Annotated in this window: 12 protein-coding genes; 1 reads left to right on the forward strand and 11 read right to left on the reverse strand. The window is 73.2% G+C overall.

All coding sequences use genetic code 11. The features are described from left to right. Positions 1 to 11: 11 nt before the first annotated feature. The 10 genes from ABTZ58_RS06030 to ABTZ58_RS06075 form a co-directional block, all read right to left on the reverse strand. Positions 12 to 548 carry an AAA family ATPase gene (locus ABTZ58_RS06030; protein WP_351350846.1) on the reverse strand — a complete coding sequence of 179 codons (537 nt, stop codon included), beginning with the start codon at positions 546 to 548 and terminating at the stop codon, positions 12 to 14. After that, positions 548 to 2,857: a xanthine dehydrogenase family protein molybdopterin-binding subunit gene (locus ABTZ58_RS06035; RefSeq protein WP_351350848.1), complete on the reverse strand. Its 2,310-nt coding sequence runs from the start codon at positions 2,855 to 2,857 to the stop codon at positions 548 to 550. The genes ABTZ58_RS06030 and ABTZ58_RS06035 overlap by 1 nt, the downstream gene beginning before the upstream one ends. After that, positions 2,854 to 5,541 (reverse strand): 2Fe-2S iron-sulfur cluster-binding protein, encoded by a 2,688-nt coding sequence (locus ABTZ58_RS06040; RefSeq protein WP_351350850.1) that lies wholly within the window; start codon positions 5,539 to 5,541, stop codon positions 2,854 to 2,856. The genes ABTZ58_RS06035 and ABTZ58_RS06040 overlap by 4 nt, the downstream gene beginning before the upstream one ends. Continuing rightward, positions 5,538 to 6,431 carry an FAD binding domain-containing protein gene (locus ABTZ58_RS06045; RefSeq protein WP_351350852.1) on the reverse strand — a complete coding sequence of 298 codons (894 nt, stop codon included), beginning with the start codon at positions 6,429 to 6,431 and terminating at the stop codon, positions 5,538 to 5,540. The genes ABTZ58_RS06040 and ABTZ58_RS06045 overlap by 4 nt, the downstream gene beginning before the upstream one ends. A gap of 259 nt (positions 6,432 to 6,690) precedes the next feature. Continuing rightward, positions 6,691 to 8,322 carry a beta-N-acetylhexosaminidase gene (locus ABTZ58_RS06050; protein WP_351350854.1) on the reverse strand — a complete coding sequence of 544 codons (1,632 nt, stop codon included), beginning with the start codon at positions 8,320 to 8,322 and terminating at the stop codon, positions 6,691 to 6,693. Positions 8,323 to 8,353: 31 nt separating this feature from the next. Beyond that, positions 8,354 to 9,199 carry a carbohydrate ABC transporter permease gene (locus ABTZ58_RS06055; protein ID WP_351350856.1) on the reverse strand — a complete coding sequence of 282 codons (846 nt, stop codon included), beginning with the start codon at positions 9,197 to 9,199 and terminating at the stop codon, positions 8,354 to 8,356. After that, positions 9,196 to 10,146: a carbohydrate ABC transporter permease gene (locus ABTZ58_RS06060; protein WP_351350858.1), complete on the reverse strand. Its 951-nt coding sequence runs from the start codon at positions 10,144 to 10,146 to the stop codon at positions 9,196 to 9,198. Before ABTZ58_RS06060 ends, ABTZ58_RS06055 begins: the two co-directional genes overlap by 4 nt. A gap of 599 nt (positions 10,147 to 10,745) precedes the next feature. Then, positions 10,746 to 12,044 carry an extracellular solute-binding protein gene (locus ABTZ58_RS06065; RefSeq protein WP_351350860.1) on the reverse strand — a complete coding sequence of 433 codons (1,299 nt, stop codon included), beginning with the start codon at positions 12,042 to 12,044 and terminating at the stop codon, positions 10,746 to 10,748. A 211-nt stretch (positions 12,045 to 12,255) separates the two neighbouring features. Beyond that, entirely contained in the window at positions 12,256 to 12,537 is a 282-nt protein-coding gene (locus ABTZ58_RS06070) for a DUF3039 domain-containing protein (protein WP_031113140.1), read from the reverse strand. Positions 12,538 to 12,566: 29 nt separating this feature from the next. After that, positions 12,567 to 13,139, reverse strand: a complete 573-nt coding sequence (locus ABTZ58_RS06075) for a YqgE/AlgH family protein (RefSeq protein ID WP_351350862.1) — start codon at positions 13,137 to 13,139, stop codon at positions 12,567 to 12,569. Positions 13,140 to 13,391: 252 nt separating this feature from the next. Here ABTZ58_RS06075 and murA point away from each other — a divergent pair, with 252 nt between their 5' ends. Continuing rightward, positions 13,392 to 14,732, forward strand: coding sequence for a UDP-N-acetylglucosamine 1-carboxyvinyltransferase (gene murA / locus ABTZ58_RS06080; protein ID WP_309094145.1), 1,341 nt, complete (start codon positions 13,392 to 13,394; stop codon positions 14,730 to 14,732). Positions 14,733 to 14,835: 103 nt separating this feature from the next. Here murA and ABTZ58_RS06085 read toward each other — a convergent pair whose 3' ends face one another. Continuing rightward, positions 14,836 to 15,117: an HU family DNA-binding protein gene (locus ABTZ58_RS06085; protein WP_003990598.1), complete on the reverse strand. Its 282-nt coding sequence runs from the start codon at positions 15,115 to 15,117 to the stop codon at positions 14,836 to 14,838. Positions 15,118 to 15,314 lie beyond the last annotated feature (197 nt).

Below are 15,314 nucleotides of genomic sequence, written 5' to 3' on the forward strand. Positions count from 1 at the left end.
CCTCATGACGCTCAGACGACCCTGGCGCGTTCCCTTCCCGCGAGAATCGCCTCGACCGTCTGTCCCACCGTCAGCTCCGAGGTGTCCAGCCACAGTCCGATCCGCGGGGTCCGCGTGCGCAGCACCTCGTCCAGCGCGCCGACGGTCCAGCCTGCGCCGTACCCGGTCTTCGGGCGCGCCGCCTCCCGCGCGGCCACCGTCCCGGGGCGCGGCGCGAGGACGACCACGTACAGCGGGCGGGTGCGCACCAGGGCGGTGTACGTCCCCAGGTCGTCGCCCAGCACCACGTCCTGGACGACCGCCGTGAAACCGGCCTCGGCGTACGCGTCGGCCGTCGCCGCCGACAGCCGGTGACGCAGGAGCAGTTGGGCCCGCGCCTCGCCGTCCGCGCCGGGGACGTACTCCGCGCGGCCGGTCACGATCATGCGCCGGAACGCGTCCCCGCGGACGTGCGCGGCCCTCGGCAGGGATTCCGCGAGCGCCTGCGCGACCGTCGACTTGCCGACCGCCATGACGCCGGTGACGAGGACGACGCCCGCGAGGGACATCAGGACCGCTCCGTCACCACCGCCGCCTGCGGGCGGATCGGCAGCCGGTTCACGGGCCGGCCGGTCGCGGCCCGTACGGCGGAGGCGACGGCCGCCGGGGAGGCCACCACCGGCACCGCGCTGACCGCCTTGGCCCCGAAGGGCGCGACCACGTCCCGCTCCTCGACCAGCCGCACGATGCGGATGTCGGGCGCGTCGAGGGCGGTCGGGAGGGCGTATCCGGTCAGGTCGGGGTGGCGGATCAGGCCGCGGGGCGTGCGCAGGTTCTCGGTGAGCGCGATGCCCACGCCCTGTGTGACGCCCGCCTCGATCCGCGCGGCGAGCTGGGCGGGGTTGAGGACCCGGCCCACGTCCTGGGCGACGGCCAGTTCCACGACCCGTACGGAGCCGATCTCGATGTCGACGTCGACCACCGCGCGGATCGCGCAGAAGGCCATGCCGACGAAGGCGTCGCCCTGGCCGGCCTCGTTCAGCGGCTCGGTGGGGTGCGGGCGGCACTGGGCGGTGGCCCACAGTTCCTTGCCGTCCAGCGCCTCGGTGACGGTCGTGGAGAGGACCCCGTCGTACGAGGTGATCTTGCCGTCGGTGATCTGCAGCAGCTCCGTGGACATGCCGAACTTGTGGGCGAGCGGCTGGAGGAGCTGGGTGCGGACCATCTTGGCCGCGCGCTCCACCGCCCCGCCCGACACCCAGGTGTGCCGGCCGCGGCAGCCCGGGCCCGCGGGGGGCTGGTCGGTGTCGACGGGCGCCACGTGCACCTCGTCGATGCCGAGGGTCTCCTGGACGATCTGCCGGGCCAGCGTCGTGAAGCCCTGGCCGGTCTCGACGGCCGCGCACAGCACCGTCGCGACGCCGTCGTGGACCTTCACGGTCGCCGTGGAGACCTCGTCCGCGCCCTCGGCGCCGAGCATGTGCACCATGCCCACGCCGTAGCCCACGCCCCGGCGCACGGCGCCCGGTTCCCCCGCGCCCTCGGGGCCGCCGGGCAGCAGCCACTCGTCCTCGGGGGTGTCCTTGGGCAGCGGCGGCAGCGGGAAGTCCCGGACGGCCTGGAGGAGTTCGGCGACCGGGGCCGGGCAGGTCACACTCTGGCCGGTCGGCAGGACGTCACCGGTCGCCATGGCGTTGCGCAGCCGCACCTCCGCCGGGTCGAGGCCGAGCTTCTTGGCGATCTTGTCCATCTGCGCCTCGTAGGCGGCGCAGACCTGCATGGCGCCCTCGCCGCGCACATGGCCGGACGGGGGGTTGTTGGTGCGCACGGCCCAGCCCTCGATGAAGGCGTTGGGGACGACGTACGGACCGCAGGCGAAGGCGACGGCGGCGGCCAGCGCGTCGCCGGAGGTGTCGGCGTAGGCGCCCGCGTCGAGCAGGATCTGCGCCTCGACCTTGACGAGTCTGCCCTCGCCGTCGGCGTGGTGCCGGTAGCGCAGGAGGGTGGGGTGCCGGTGGGCGTGGCCGAGGAAGGACTCCTCGCGCGTGGCGGTGAGCTTCACCGGGCAGCCGGTGCGCAGCGCCAGCAGGCCGAGGGGGAGCTGGAAGCCCTGGTCCTCGCGGTCGGCGGTGGCGCCGGGGACGCCGGTGACGACGACCTTGACGCGCTCGGGTTCCAGGCCGAGGGCGGAGGCGGCCGCGTCACGGTCGGCGTGCGGGTCGGTGGAGGCGAGGTACAGCTCCACGCCGCCGTCCGGGCGCGGGACGGCCAGGCCGGCCTCGGCGCCGATGGGCGCGGGGTCCTGGCGGCCGATGCGGTACAGGCCCTCGACGACGATCTCGCCGGCCGCCTCCGGGTCGCCGTGGTGCAGCGGGATGTGCCGGATCAGGTTGCCGTCGGGGTGCAGCGGCTCGGCCTCGAAGGCCTGCTCCGGGTCGGTCACCGCGTCGAGCACCTCGTACTCGACGATGACGGCGGCGGCCGCCATGCGCGCGGTGTCCGGGTGGTCGGCGGCGACGGCGGCGATGGGCTCGCCGTGGTGGCGCACGACCTCGGAGGCGAAGACCGGACGGTCGGCCTTGCCACGGCCGTGCAACGGGCTGCCGGGAACGTCCTCGTGGGTGACGACGGCGCGCACGCCGGGCATCTCGCGCGCGTGCGTGGTGTCGATGGAGACGATGCGCGCGTGCGGGTGCGGGGAGCGCAGCACGGCCGCCCACAGCAGGCCCTCGGCCCACAGGTCGGCGGCGTACGGGAAGGTGCCCTCCGTCTTGGCGCGGGCGTCGGCGGCCGGGAGTGAGGCGCCGAGGCCGTGCGGCAGGGGCTCCGGTGCGGGGGCGGCCTCCGCGGCCTGCGCGGTGGCTGCTTCGTTACTCACGCCTGGCCTCCGTCCTGGCCGTAGGGCTGGTCGTGCGGTTCAGGGGAGCGCGGTTCGGGCGCGCGCGGTTCCGGGGCCACCCCGAAGGCCGACGCGTTCACGCCACCCGCGCCCGGGCCCGCCTGGTGCGGGATCCGGGGCTCGTCGCCGTCGCCGTCACCCGGGGCGCCGTGCGCCTCGCGTTCGGCGACGACCTCCTTGACGGCGTCGACCACGCCCCGGTAGCCGGAGCACCGGCACAGGTTGCCGCACAGCGCCTGACGGGTCTCCAGCTCGGTGGGGGCCGGGTTGCCCTCCAGCAGGTCGTGGACGGTCATCGCCATGCCGGGGATGCAGAAACCGCACTGCACGGCGCCGCAGCGCGCGAGCGCCCGCTGCACGTCCGACGGCTGCCCGTCCTCGGCCAGCCCCTCGACGGTGCGGACCTCGCTGCCGGCGGCGGTCACGGCCGGGACCAGGCAGGACGCGACGAGCCGCCCGTCGACCTGGACGTTGCACGCCCCGCACTCGCCCTGCGAGCAGCCGTCCTTGGCACCGGCGAGCCCGAGCCGCTCGCGCAGCACGTACAGCAGGGACTCGCCGATCCACGCGTCGGCGACCGGGCGTTCGGCGCCGTTCACGCGCAGGACGTAGGAGGCGAGGGGGTGTTCCTCCTGAGGTGCGGCGGGGGCGGCGGCAGGGTCGGCGGCCGCGTCCTGGGGGGTGGCGGAGGGGTCCTCGCCGGGCGTCTCGCCGTCGGCGGCCGGGGCGTCCGCCGCCTCCGGTCCGCCCTCCGGTCCGGCTTCCCGTCCGGCCTCCTCGTCCACCGGGAGCGGCCCGGCGCCGGTCTCGGCGGGACCGTCGGCGCCGTCCACGCCTTCTGCGGCCTCTGGGACGTCGTCGGTGCCCTCGGCGCCCTCGGGTGGCTCACCCGGGCCGCCGGCGGGCTGTGGAGCCTCCTGAGCGGCCTGCGCGGCCCCTACGGCGTCGGCCTCCCGTTCGGCCGCCGGCCCGGGCCCCTCGGGGGCCTCTCCGGGAGCCTCCCCGGGGTGCTCGGCGTAGGGCTGGGCGGACTCCGGGCCGACGGAGGACCGGCCCGGGCCGTGAGCGGGTACGCCCGGCTGGTCCGGTCCGTGGCCGGACAGGCCCGACCGCTCCGGCTCGTGACCGGGCACGCCCACCGGCTCCGGTCCGTGAGCGGGTACGCCCGGCTGGTCCGGTCCGTGGCCGGACGGGTCCGACCGCTCCGGCTCGTGACCGTGTTCGCCGGTCCGCTCCGGGGCGTGGCCGGGGAAGCCCGGCGATGCCTCGTGGTCGGCGTAGCCGGAAGGGCCGGGCGCGGGGTCGGTGAAGCCCGCGGACTCCCGCGCGTGGCCGGCGAAGTCGGCGGACTCCGGCCCGTGACCGGCGAAGCCCGAGGGCCCCTCCGCGTGGCCGGCGAAGCCCGGGGACTCCGGCCCGTGACCGGTGAAGCTGGCGGACTCCGGCCTCTGGTCGGCCAAGCCTGAGCGCTCCGGCTGCCCGGGACCGGCGGTCTCCGCCCGCTCCGGCCCGTCGGCGGCGCCCGAGGGCTCTGAAGCGGCGTCCGTGAAGCCCCGGGAATCCGCCCCGGGAGCCGCGAAGCCGGACTGCTCCGGCGCGTGGCCGGGCGTCGACGGTTCGGCGGCGTGATGCGGTGCCGTGTGCTCAGCCGGGCCCGCGCCGTGCGGCAGGTGGGTCGCGTGCCCCGGGTCCGTCTCGTGCGGCAGGGGTCCGGCGGGCGGTTGCTCCGGGGCGTGCGCGCCCCGCGTGCCCGGCTCCGCCGGGTATCCGGAGGCGGCGGGCCCGGCGTCCTCCGGCCGGCCGTGGCCGTGGCCCTGCCCGGGCAGGAACCCGTGCCCCTGCTCGGCCCCGTGCGCCTGCGTCTGCTCGGCCCCGTGCGCCGGGTCGTGCCCGTGGGGCGCGTTGTCCGGGTGGCCCGGGTCGTGGCCGGCGCCCTGGCCGTATCCGTGCCCCGGCTCGCTCCCCTGCGGGTACGCCCCGTCCTGCCCCGGCGTGTCCTGCGGAGCCTGCTGTCCCCACGGCCGTCCGGCCGCCTGGGTCGCCCACGGGGCGGGCGCGCCGCCCGGGAGCGTGGCCGGCGGCGTGCCGCCCCACTGCTCGACCAGCGACGACGTCGTGAACTCGCCCGACTCGTCCGGCAGGTCGCCCCCGGCGACGGGGATGGACCACTGCCCGGTCACGTCGTGTCCGGGCGCGGTCTCCGCCGCCGCGGGCTCCTCGAAGGTCCACTGCCCGGTGAGGCCCGGGTCGTACGGGGTGAAGCGGTCGTCACCGCCGTGCTGCCCGGCGCCGGAGCCGTACGGCGTGCCGTAGGGCACGTCGGAGGTGCCGTACGGCTGCTCCCCGGCGTCCTGGCCCTGCTGCTGGTGCGTCGCGTGCGGGTCGTGCCACTGGGCGCCGTCGACGGGCGCGCCGGGCACCGGCCACGCGCCCGTGGCCGCCGGGTCGGTGCCCGCGGTCGTGGCGGGGGCGACCGTTATCTGCGGCGGTACGTAGCCGTGGCCCGGCGCGGCGAGCGGGCTGTCGGCGGCCAGCAGGGCGTCGACGCCCCCCTCGGGCAGTTCCACGAAGGCGGTGGCGCCGTCGTCGTACTCGCCCTGGGGCAGCGGGTCCCAGCGGCTCCCGCTGCGGGGCGTGCCCTCTCCGTGCTGGTCGTCGGTCACGACAGCGCCCTCCCCAGTGCTCGTCGGGCCAGCGCGGCGACGGTGCGCCGCAAGTGCATTACGGCGGGCGGGAGCTGCGGTACGGAGCCGTCCTCGCCCGGGGCCGCGTCGGGGATGCAGGCCGCGGCGACGTACTCCCCGAAGGCGTTCAGGGCCTCGGGGACGAGCGTGCGGCTGTTGTCCCAGTCGATGAGCCGGCCGACCCACTGCTCGGCCTCCAGGGGCCGCAGCGGCATCGGCGCTATGGCGCCCACCGCGCAGCGCACGCCCCGGCGCGCGGGGTCCAGGACCAGCGCCACGGAGGCGACCGCGCGGCCCGGGCCGGTGCGGCCGGTCGCCTTGAGGAAGACCTGCGGGGCGTGCAGCAGCGGCACGCGCACGTAGCCGATGAGTTCACCGGCGCGCAGCATGTCCATCCCGGCCAGCAGGTGCGACACCGGGATCTCCCGGCGGGCTCCGCCCGGGCCCGCGATGATCAGGGTCGCCTCCAGGGCGGCCAGCACCGGCAGCGCGTCCCCGGTGGGGGCGGCCGAGGCGATGTTGCCGCCGAGGGTGCCCGCGTTGCGGATGTGCGGCGGGCCCGCGGCGCGCGCGGCGGCGGCGAGCGCCGGGATGAGCGCCGCGAAGTCGGGGCGTCCCATGCGCGCGTGCGTGAGGCCCGCCCCCAGCAGCGCGTGACCGTCCTGGTACTGCCAGCCGCGGATCTCGCTGATCCGGCCGAGACCCACCAGCGCGGCGGGCCTGAGCTGCCCGGAGTTGACGGCGGCCATCAGGTCGGTGCCGCCCGCGACGGGCACGGCGGCGGGCACGGCGGTGAGTGCCGCGACGGCCTCGTCCAGCGTCGTGGGCAGCGTGACGGCCTGCGCCGCCTGCGGTGCGTGCGTGGTCAAACCGGCTGCCCCTTCCCGCTGCCCCACCTGGTCCCACCTGTGCTGCCGTACGGTACGTGCTGACAGGGCGGACGTGGCAACTCTGGCACATCTTGGCGAGAGCCGAAGACACGGGTCCGCTAGGAGGCATTCGCCCACCTCATCGGGGAGATGGTCCGTTTTCGCACAGGTTCACCAGTGCATGCCGATTGGCACTTTCGGTGACCCTTGTGCGCTTTTTCCGTGGCCTGTTCGAGCTGTTCGGTCGTGGCGGCCGGTGTTACCGGCGGGGCGGCGGGCCGTCGATCGGGCGGCCCAGCACCCCGGGGCGCCGCTGCCAGGGCAACGGGCCGGCGGGTGGCCGGTAAGCGACGCCCAGGGCGTCGAGCCGCCGGTAGTGGGCGGCCATACGGCGCTCGAACCCGGCGAAGTCCCGTTCCGCCGGGGCGGGCAGGGCGCTCCAGGCGACCTCGGAGAAGGCGGCGAGCCGGGGGAACGCCTGGTAGTCCACGCGCGCGTGGTCCTCCATCACCTCCGTCCACAGGTTGGCCTGGGTGCCCAGCACATGCCGAGCCTCCTCGGGCGTCAGCTCCGGGGGAACGGGCTCGAACCGGTAGACATCCTCCAGGGTGCGCACCCACCCGATCGGTACCGGCTCGTCGGGGCCCGGCGCCTGACGGTGGTCCAGGTACACCTGCTGCTCGGGGCACATGACGACGTCGTGGCCGGCCCGGGCGGCGGCGATGCCCCCGGCGTAGCCACGCCAGGACGACACGGCCGCGCCCTCGGCCAGACCGCCCTCCAGGATCTCGTCCCAGCCGATCAGCCGGCGCCCGCGCGCGGCGAGCCAGGTGTCGAAGTGCCGGACGAACCAGGACTGGAGCCCGTCCTCGTCCGCGAGCCCGAGTTCCCGGATGCGCGCCTGGGCCGTCTCCGACCGCCGCCACTGCTCCTTGGGGCATTCGTCGCCGCCGATGTGGACGAACTCCGAGGGGAACAGCGCCAGGACCTCTTCGAGGACGCCCTCGTAGAAGCGCAGGGTGTTGTCAATGGGGGCGAGTACGTTCGGGTTGATTCCCCAGGTGTCCCAGACGGAGAGCGCGGAGGTGTCGATGACGTCGGTGTTGCCGAGTTCCGGGTACGCGGCGATGGCGGCCTGCGAGTGTCCGGGTACGTCGATTTCGGGGACGACGGTGATATACCGCTCGGCGGCGTAGGCGACGATCTCCCGGATGTCGTCCTGGGTGTAGTAGCCGCCGTGCGGCTTCTCCTCCCACAAGGGGGAGGCGCGGTGGCCTGTTTTGGTCCGGGCGCGCCAGGAGCCGACCTCGGTCAGCCGCGGGTGCCGCTCGATCTCGATGCGCCAGCCCTGGTCGTCCGTCAGGTGGAAGTGGAAGACGTTGAGTTTGTGCGCCGCCATCAGATCGAGGTAACGCAGGACGCCTTCCTTGGGCATGAAGTGCCGGGCGACGTCGAGCATCAGGCCGCGCCAGCGGAACCGCGGGGCGTCCTCGACGGTGACGGCGGGCAGGTCCCACGCCCGCTTCCCGGACACCGGCGCGCGGCGGAAGGCCTCGGGGCCGAGAAGCTGACGGAAGGTCTGGGCACCCCAGAACAGGCCGGTCCCACTGGCCCCTTCGATGAGGACCCGCCCGGCGCCCACCGTGAGGCGGTACGCCTCGGGCCCGCCGAGATCGGGCCGGACCCGCAGGTGGAGACCGCCCGCGCCGCCGGTGCCCGGGTCCAGCGGCAGGCCGGTCGCGGCGCCCACGGTCGCCCGCAGCCACCGCGCGGCCCGCTCGGCGCCGGGGCCCGCATCCACGCCGGTGTCCGCGTCGAGCACGAACCCCGGCCCGTTCCCGGTCTCGATGCGCAGGGGCGCCGGAATCAGGCCCGCCCCAGGAGGAGTCACGTCCCCAGTGGTCACGTCGGGAGGAGTCACGTCAGTCCTTCACCGCTCCGCCCAGTCCGGAGACCAGGCGCCGCTGTACGAGTACGAAGAAGACCAGGACCGGAATCGTCATCACCGTGGAAGCGGCCATGACACCGCCCCAGTCCGGGTCGTCGGGCTTGTAGAAGACCAGCAGGGCCATCGGCAGCGTCGACTGCGAGGTGTCGCTGATGATGAACGACTTGGCGAACAGGAAGTCGTTCCATGCGGAGATGAAGGAGAACACGCTGGTGGCCACGAGACCCGGCAGGACGAGGGGGAAAAGGATCTGCCACAGGAATCGCGCCCGGCTCGCCCCGTCGATGTACGCGGCCTCCTCCAGCGCCTCCGGAACGGCTTTCACGAACCCCCGCAGCATCCAGATCGCGAAGGGCAGCGAGAAGGCGATGTGGGGCAGGATCAGCGAACCCAGCGTGTTCAGCTGACCGGCGTCCCGCATGAGGAAGAACAGGGGGATCGTGAGGGCTTCCACGGGCACCATCTGGGCCACCAGAAACATGATCAGCAGGGTGGTCCTCATGCGGAAGCGGAATCGCGTCACGGCGGTCGCGGCGAGAAACGCGATCAGCGCGGAGGCGATGACGACACTGCCCGCGACGATGAGGCTGTTGAGGAAGTAACGGCCGAATTCCTGTTGCCCGAAGACGCGTTGGAAGGAATCCAGGGAGGGTGCGAGCGTCCACGGCCTGGGCTCGCTCGACTCGATCTCCCCGGCCGGTTTGAAGGCGCTGAGCACCATCCAGTAGAGGGGGAAGGCGACGACGACCGCGATCAGCAGGGCGGAGGCCTCGGCGGCCAGCCGGCCCGGGCGGCGCACACGGACGCGAAGAAGATTCACAGTTCCTCCCCCTGCCGGCGCAGCAGCCGCAGGTACACCAGGGTGACGGCGAGCAGGATCAGCAGCATCACGACGCCGATCGCGGAGCCGAGGCCGTACTGCGAGGACGCGAAGGCCTGTTGGTAGGCGTAGACGTTCAGGACCAGGTTCTGGCCGGCGATGCCGCCGCCGTTCGTCATGACGTAGATCTGCGTGAAGACCTTGAAGTCCCAGATGACCGACTGGATCGTGACGACGACCAGGATCGGCCGGAGCATCGGGGCGAGGACGGAGCGCCAGATCCGCCACTGGGAGGCGCCGTCGAGGGAGGCGGCCTCCAGCACCTCCGTGGGCACGGCGCGGATGCCGGCGTACACGGTCACCATGACGAACGGGAAGGAGCACCAGACCACTTCGAGCAGGACGAGGAAGAAGGCGCTGATCCGGCCGTACGTCCAGGAGTGGTCGCCGAGGCCCAGCATCCGGTTGACCGGGCCGAAGTCCGGGTCGAAGAGGAACAGCCACACCGTGGACCCGGTCACGGCCGGGGTCGCCCACGCGCCGAGCGCGGCGAGCATCAGCGCGAGGCGCGGTACGGCCCGCACGCGGGTGAGCAGCACGGCCAGGGCGCATCCGGCCGCGAGGGTGGAGACGACGCAGGCCGCCGCGAACAGCACGGTGGCGAGCAGCACCTGCCAGAACTGGGGGTCCCCGAACAGTTCGGCGTAGTTCCCGAACCCCTCGAAGGTGGCCGGCTCCCCGCCGCTCACCTGCGCCTGCGTGTACTGGAAGAACGAGATAAGCCCGAGCTGGTAGACCGGGTAGACGAGCAGCCCGCCGAGCACGACGAGGGCGGGCGCGAGGTACAGCCAGGGCGTCCACCCACCGGACACGAGCGGCGAGGCCCCGGCCACACCCCGGCGCGCCCGGCGGCCCCGACGGGCCTTTGCGCCCGACGCCCGCACCATGCGCGGCCCACCGGCGTCCGCGACGGTGGCGGGGGTGGGCCCCGAGGGCGGCCCGGCCGACGTCAAGAGCGGCTCGGCGACGGCCGCCGCAGGCGCGGCAGACCGACTGGACGCCGGGCCACGTTCGCCTCCCGGCTCCCCACCACCCACCGCGCCGCAACCGGCCGACCCAGCTGCCATGGCGGACGCGCTCCCGGCCGAACCGGCCTCCACGACGGGCGCGCTCCCAGCCGAGCCGTTTTCCACGACGGGCGCGCTCCCGGCCGAAGCCCCCGCGGCAGGCCCACCACCGGCCGAAGCCCCCGGGGCGGACCCACCACCGGCCGAGCCGACATCCACCGCGGACCCACTGGCGGACGAACCAGCCACCGCGGCGGGCCCGCCGCCTACCGAACCGGCTTCCACCGCGGGCCCGCTCTCAGACGAATAAGCCGCCTCGCTTCCAGCCGGCCCGCTCCCGTCCGGCCCACCGCCGCCCACGGCGGCTCCGGCCGTCTCGCTCGCGGTGGTGTCGGCCCCCGCCGGTTCGACCCCGGCCCCCGCCGGCCCCGCCCCAGGGGAGCCGCTCCGCGCCTGCTCCGTGCGGTCGTTCATGCCGTTCACCCCGCGGAGCCGAACGCGGTGTTCATCTTCTTCGCGGCGTCCTCGGAGGCCCGCGCGACGTCCTTCTTGCCGCTGATGACCTCCTGGAACATGGTCGGCAGGACGAGCTGGGAGTCGATCTGGGCCCAGGCCGGGGACGCGGGGACGAACCTGGTGCCGGCCGAGAGGGTCTGGACGAAGGGCTTCACGAAGGGCTCCTCCCGGGCGACCTGCTGGCGCACGTCCGTGAAGGTCGGCAGGAAGCCCATCGCGCCGAAGAGCTCGGTCTGGGTCTTCTTGGAGGCCAGCCGCCGCATCAGGTCGACGGCGAGCGTCCGGTGCGAGGTGCTCTTCAGGACGCCGATGTTGTTGCCGCCGGCGAAGGCGGGCGCGATCGAGCCGGGCTTCACCCCCGGCAGCGGGGCGACGGCGTACTTGCCCTTGACCTTCCCGGCCTCGACGGCGGTGTGGCTGAAGTCGCCGCCGATGGCCATGCCGGCCTTGCCCGCGGCGAACGCGGAGATCGTGTCGTTGCCGCCCATGCCCGCGCACTTGGCGGCCGGGCAGTTGTCGTCGCCGAAGAGGGAGGTGTACGCCTTGATGCCCTTGCGGGCCTGCGGGCTGTCGATGCCGGAGGCGTACGAGCCGCCCTCGCCGCTCGCGAGCTCACCGCCGTTGGCCCACACGAACGGCATCGCGCCGTAGGTGTAGGCGCCGCCGACGACCAGGCCGTACAGCTCCGGCTTGGCCGCGCGTATCTCGCGGGCGGTGGAGGCGAGTTCGGCCATCGTCCTCGGGACGGACAGGCCGAGTTCCTTGAAGACGTCCGTGCGGTAGTACAGGGCGCGTACACCGACGTAGAAAGGCGCGCCGTAGACCTTGCCGTCCACGGTGACCGACTGCTTCGCGGTCGGGTCGGTGTCCTTCGCCTCGCCCCAGTCGCCGAACTCCTCCGTGACGTCGAGGAGTCCGCCGTCCTTCACGTAGCCGGCCGTGTCGGTGTTGCCGTACTCCATGACGTCCGGAGCGGAGGCGGGGTCGTTGAAGGCGGCCTTGACACGCTGGGCGCGGGTGTCGATGGGGATGTACTCGACGTCGACCTCGGTGCCCTCGTGGGCCTTCTCGAAGTCGGCGACGACGGAGTCGACGACCTTCTCCTTGGGCGCGTTGCCGACCTCCTGGAAGAGCCACACGCGCAGCGTGCCGGTCTTCTCGTCCTTGTCGGAGGAGGTGTTGCCGGAGGTCTGGGGGGCGCAGGCGGTGGCCAGGAGGGCGGCGAGCGCACCGAGGCCGACGAGACGGGCGGACAGCTTCATGGAGTGCTCCTCCGAAGGAGTGTTGCAACATGCGCAATGAAGGTTTCGCTGTGCACAACACTTCGGAGGCTAGGGACTGCATGAACACGCCCACAAGAGGTCTCAACCACTCTGTGACCGGCAGACGCACCCCGTGCAACGCCCGGACAGCACAAAAGCCTCCAGGGCGCGCAAAACGCACCCTGGAGGCTTTACGCCGCGCGGACCGGGCCTACTTGTCGCCCTTGCCCTTGTCGTCGCCGCCGGAGCCCATGGACTCGTAGATCTCCTTGCACATGGGACACACGGGGTACTTCTTCGGGTCGCGGCCCGGAACCCAGACCTTGCCGCACAGCGCCACGACGGGGGTGCCGTCGAGGGCGCTCGCCATGATCTTGTCCTTCTGGACGTAATGGGCGAAGCGCTCGTGGTCACCGTCACCGTGAGAGGTCTGCGGCGTCGGCTCTACGAGGGTCCCCGTACCAGTCCCGCGCTCGGGCTCGAGAGTGCTCATAGGCCCAAGGGTACTGAAGCTCACACGCATCAGTTGAGCGAAGGGTCGTCGGGGTACGTCGCCACCATCGCCAGCTCGTTGCGCTGGCGGCGCAGCACCTCGCGCCAGAGCCGCTCCGGGGACGGGGAGGACACGTCGCCGGGCTCGGACTCGACGACGTACCAGGCGCCGTCGACCAGCTCGTCCTCCAGCTGGCCCGGGCCCCAGCCGGCGTACCCGGCGAAGATCCGCAAGGAGCCGAGGGCGGAGGCCAGCAGCTCGGGCGGCGCCTCCAGGTCGACCAGCCCGATCGCGCCGTGCACCCGGCGCCAGCCCAGCGGAGCGGCCTCCCCGGTCGCGCCGCCGGGGACGACGGCGACCCCGAGGGCCGAGTCCAGCGACACCGGGCCGCCCTGGAAGACCACGCCGGGCTCGACGGCGAGATCCCCCCAGCCCTCCAGGATGTCGGCCACGTCCACCGGGGTGGGGCGGTTGAGGACGACACCGAGGGAACCCTCCTCGTCGTGGTCGAGGAGCAGCACCACCGCGCGGTCGAAGTTCGGGTCCGCCAGGGCGGGCGTGGCCACGAGCAACCGCCCTGTGAGCGAGGACACCTCGGTCATGCCAGACATGATCCCGCATCTTCCCCTCCCGTGGGGAGCAATGCGGGCGTCCGGAGTGCGCGCAGCTCAGGGCGCGCCGATGAGTCCGCCGCGCACGAATGTGATCGTGACCCCACGTGCCCGGCACGGAACGGTTCGTGTTGTGACAGAGCTATGACGTGGCTGGGTCCGCCTCAGGCTTACAGAAGGGGGGTGGAGGGCGATTACCCTTTCCCTCCTGGCCCCTGCCCGACTCCACGGAACGCGAGATTCATGACCGTCAACGACGATGTCCTGCTTGTCCACGGCGGAACCCCGCTGGAGGGCGAGATCCGTGTCCGCGGTGCGAAGAACCTCGTACCGAAGGCCATGGTGGCGGCGCTGCTCGGCAGCGCTCCGAGCCGGCTGCGCAATGTTCCGGACATCCGCGACGTGCGAGTCGTACGGGGTCTGCTGCAGCTGCACGGTGTGACGGTCCGTCCGGGTGACGAGCCCGGCGAACTGGTGATGGACCCGACGCGCGTGGAGAGCGCGAACGTCGCCGACATCGACGCCCACGCCGGTTCCAGCCGTATCCCGATCCTGTTCTGCGGCCCGCTGCTGCACCGCCTGGGCCACGCCTTCATCCCCGGCCTCGGCGGCTGCGACATCGGCGGCCGGCCCATCGACTTCCACTTCGAGGTGCTGCGGCAGTTCGGCGCGAAGATCGAGAAGCGGGCGGACGGCCAGTACCTGGAGGCGCCGCGGCGGCTGCGCGGCACGAAGATCCGGCTGCCGTACCCGTCCGTGGGCGCGACCGAGCAGGTGCTGCTGACGGCCGTCCTCGCCGAGGGCGTCACGGAGTTGTCCAACGCGGCCGTCGAGCCGGAGATCGAGGACCTCATCTGCGTGCTGCAGAAGATGGGCGCGATCATCGCGATGGACACCGACCGGACGATCCGCATCACGGGTGTGGACCAGCTCGGCGGCTACAACCACCGCGCCCTGCCGGACCGCCTGGAGGCCGCGTCCTGGGCGTCGGCGGCGCTGGCCACCGAGGGCAACATCTACGTCCGCGGGGCGCAGCAGCGCTCGATGATGACGTTCCTGAACACCTACCGGAAGGTGGGCGGTGCCTTCGAGATCGACGACGAGGGCATCCGCTTCTGGCACCCCGGCGGTCAGCTGAAGTCCATCGCGCTGGAGACGGACGTCCACCCGGGCTTCCAGACCGACTGGCAGCAGCCGCTGGTGGTCGCCCTGACGCAGGCCACGGGTCTGTCCATCATCCACGAGACGGTCTACGAGTCCCGCCTGGGCTTCACGTCCGCGCTGAACCAGATGGGCGCCCACATCCAGCTCTACCGCGAGTGCCTGGGCGGCTCCCACTGCCGCTTCGGCCAGCGCAACTTCCTGCACTCCGCGGTCGTCTCCGGCCCCACCCGGCTCCAGGGCGCCGACCTGGTCATCCCGGACCTGCGCGGCGGCTTCTCGTACCTCATCGCGGCCCTGGCGGCCCAGGGCACGTCCCGGGTCCACGGCATCGGCCTGATCAACCGCGGCTACGAGAACTTCATGGAGAAGCTCGTGGAGCTGGGCGCGAAGGTGGAGCTGCCCGGCAAGGCGCTCGGGTAAGCGCCCGCAGTCACGCCAAAGGGGCGGCCACCCGGAACCGGGTGGCCGCCCCTTTGATGTCACTCACTGTGGCCCGTACACCGCCGGCGTACGGACGACAGGGTCACTTGCCCTTGGCGGCTTCCTTGAGCTTCGAGCCCGCGGAGACCTTCACGCTGTAGCCGGCCGGGATCTGGATGGGCTCGCCGGTCTGCGGGTTGCGGGCGGTGCGAGCGGCACGGTGGGTGCGCTCGAAGGTCAGGAAGCCGGGGATGGTGACCTTCTCGTCCCCCTTGGAGACGATGTCGCCGACGACGTCGGCGAACGCGGCCAGCACGGCGTCGGCGTCCTTGCGGGTCACCTCGGCGCGGTCGGCCAGCGCGGCCACCAGCTCACTGCGGTTCATGTTGTTACTCCCGTGTTCATCTTGCCGTTGAGGCGTCAGATCGAAGCCGATGCTGCCAGGGTCCTCGTTGAGTCCCCGGACCCGGGTCCGTCGTCAGACCCTCGCGCCCAGGGACGCATCCTGCCCCTACCTGCGGCGGGAAAGCCAATCCGGCACCCGCAGGAGTCGTGAGAACACCCTTGGGGAGTCACACGAAA

Origin of the sequence: Streptomyces sp. NPDC094143 (genome assembly GCF_040303825.1) — a bacterium.
Taxonomy (GTDB): Bacteria; Actinomycetota; Actinomycetes; order Streptomycetales; family Streptomycetaceae; genus Streptomyces.

What these genes read in the sequence shown, in the direction of transcription:
- ABTZ58_RS06085 (WP_003990598.1), bottom strand. Translation starts at nt 15,117, where the DNA reads ATGAACCGCAGTGAGCTGGTGGCCGCGCTGGCCGACCGCGCCGAGGTG.
- ABTZ58_RS06065 (WP_351350860.1), bottom strand. Translation starts at nt 12,044, where the DNA reads ATGAAGCTGTCCGCCCGTCTCGTCGGCCTCGGTGCGCTCGCCGCCCTC.
- ABTZ58_RS06030 (WP_351350846.1), bottom strand. Translation starts at nt 548, where the DNA reads ATGTCCCTCGCGGGCGTCGTCCTCGTCACCGGCGTCATGGCGGTCGGC.
- ABTZ58_RS06070 (WP_031113140.1), bottom strand. Translation starts at nt 12,537, where the DNA reads ATGAGCACTCTCGAGCCCGAGCGCGGGACTGGTACGGGGACCCTCGTA.
- ABTZ58_RS06060 (WP_351350858.1), bottom strand. Translation starts at nt 10,146, where the DNA reads ATGGTGCGGGCGTCGGGCGCAAAGGCCCGTCGGGGCCGCCGGGCGCGC.
- murA (WP_309094145.1), top strand. Translation starts at nt 13,392, where the DNA reads ATGACCGTCAACGACGATGTCCTGCTTGTCCACGGCGGAACCCCGCTG.
- ABTZ58_RS06075 (WP_351350862.1), bottom strand. Translation starts at nt 13,139, where the DNA reads ATGACCGAGGTGTCCTCGCTCACAGGGCGGTTGCTCGTGGCCACGCCC.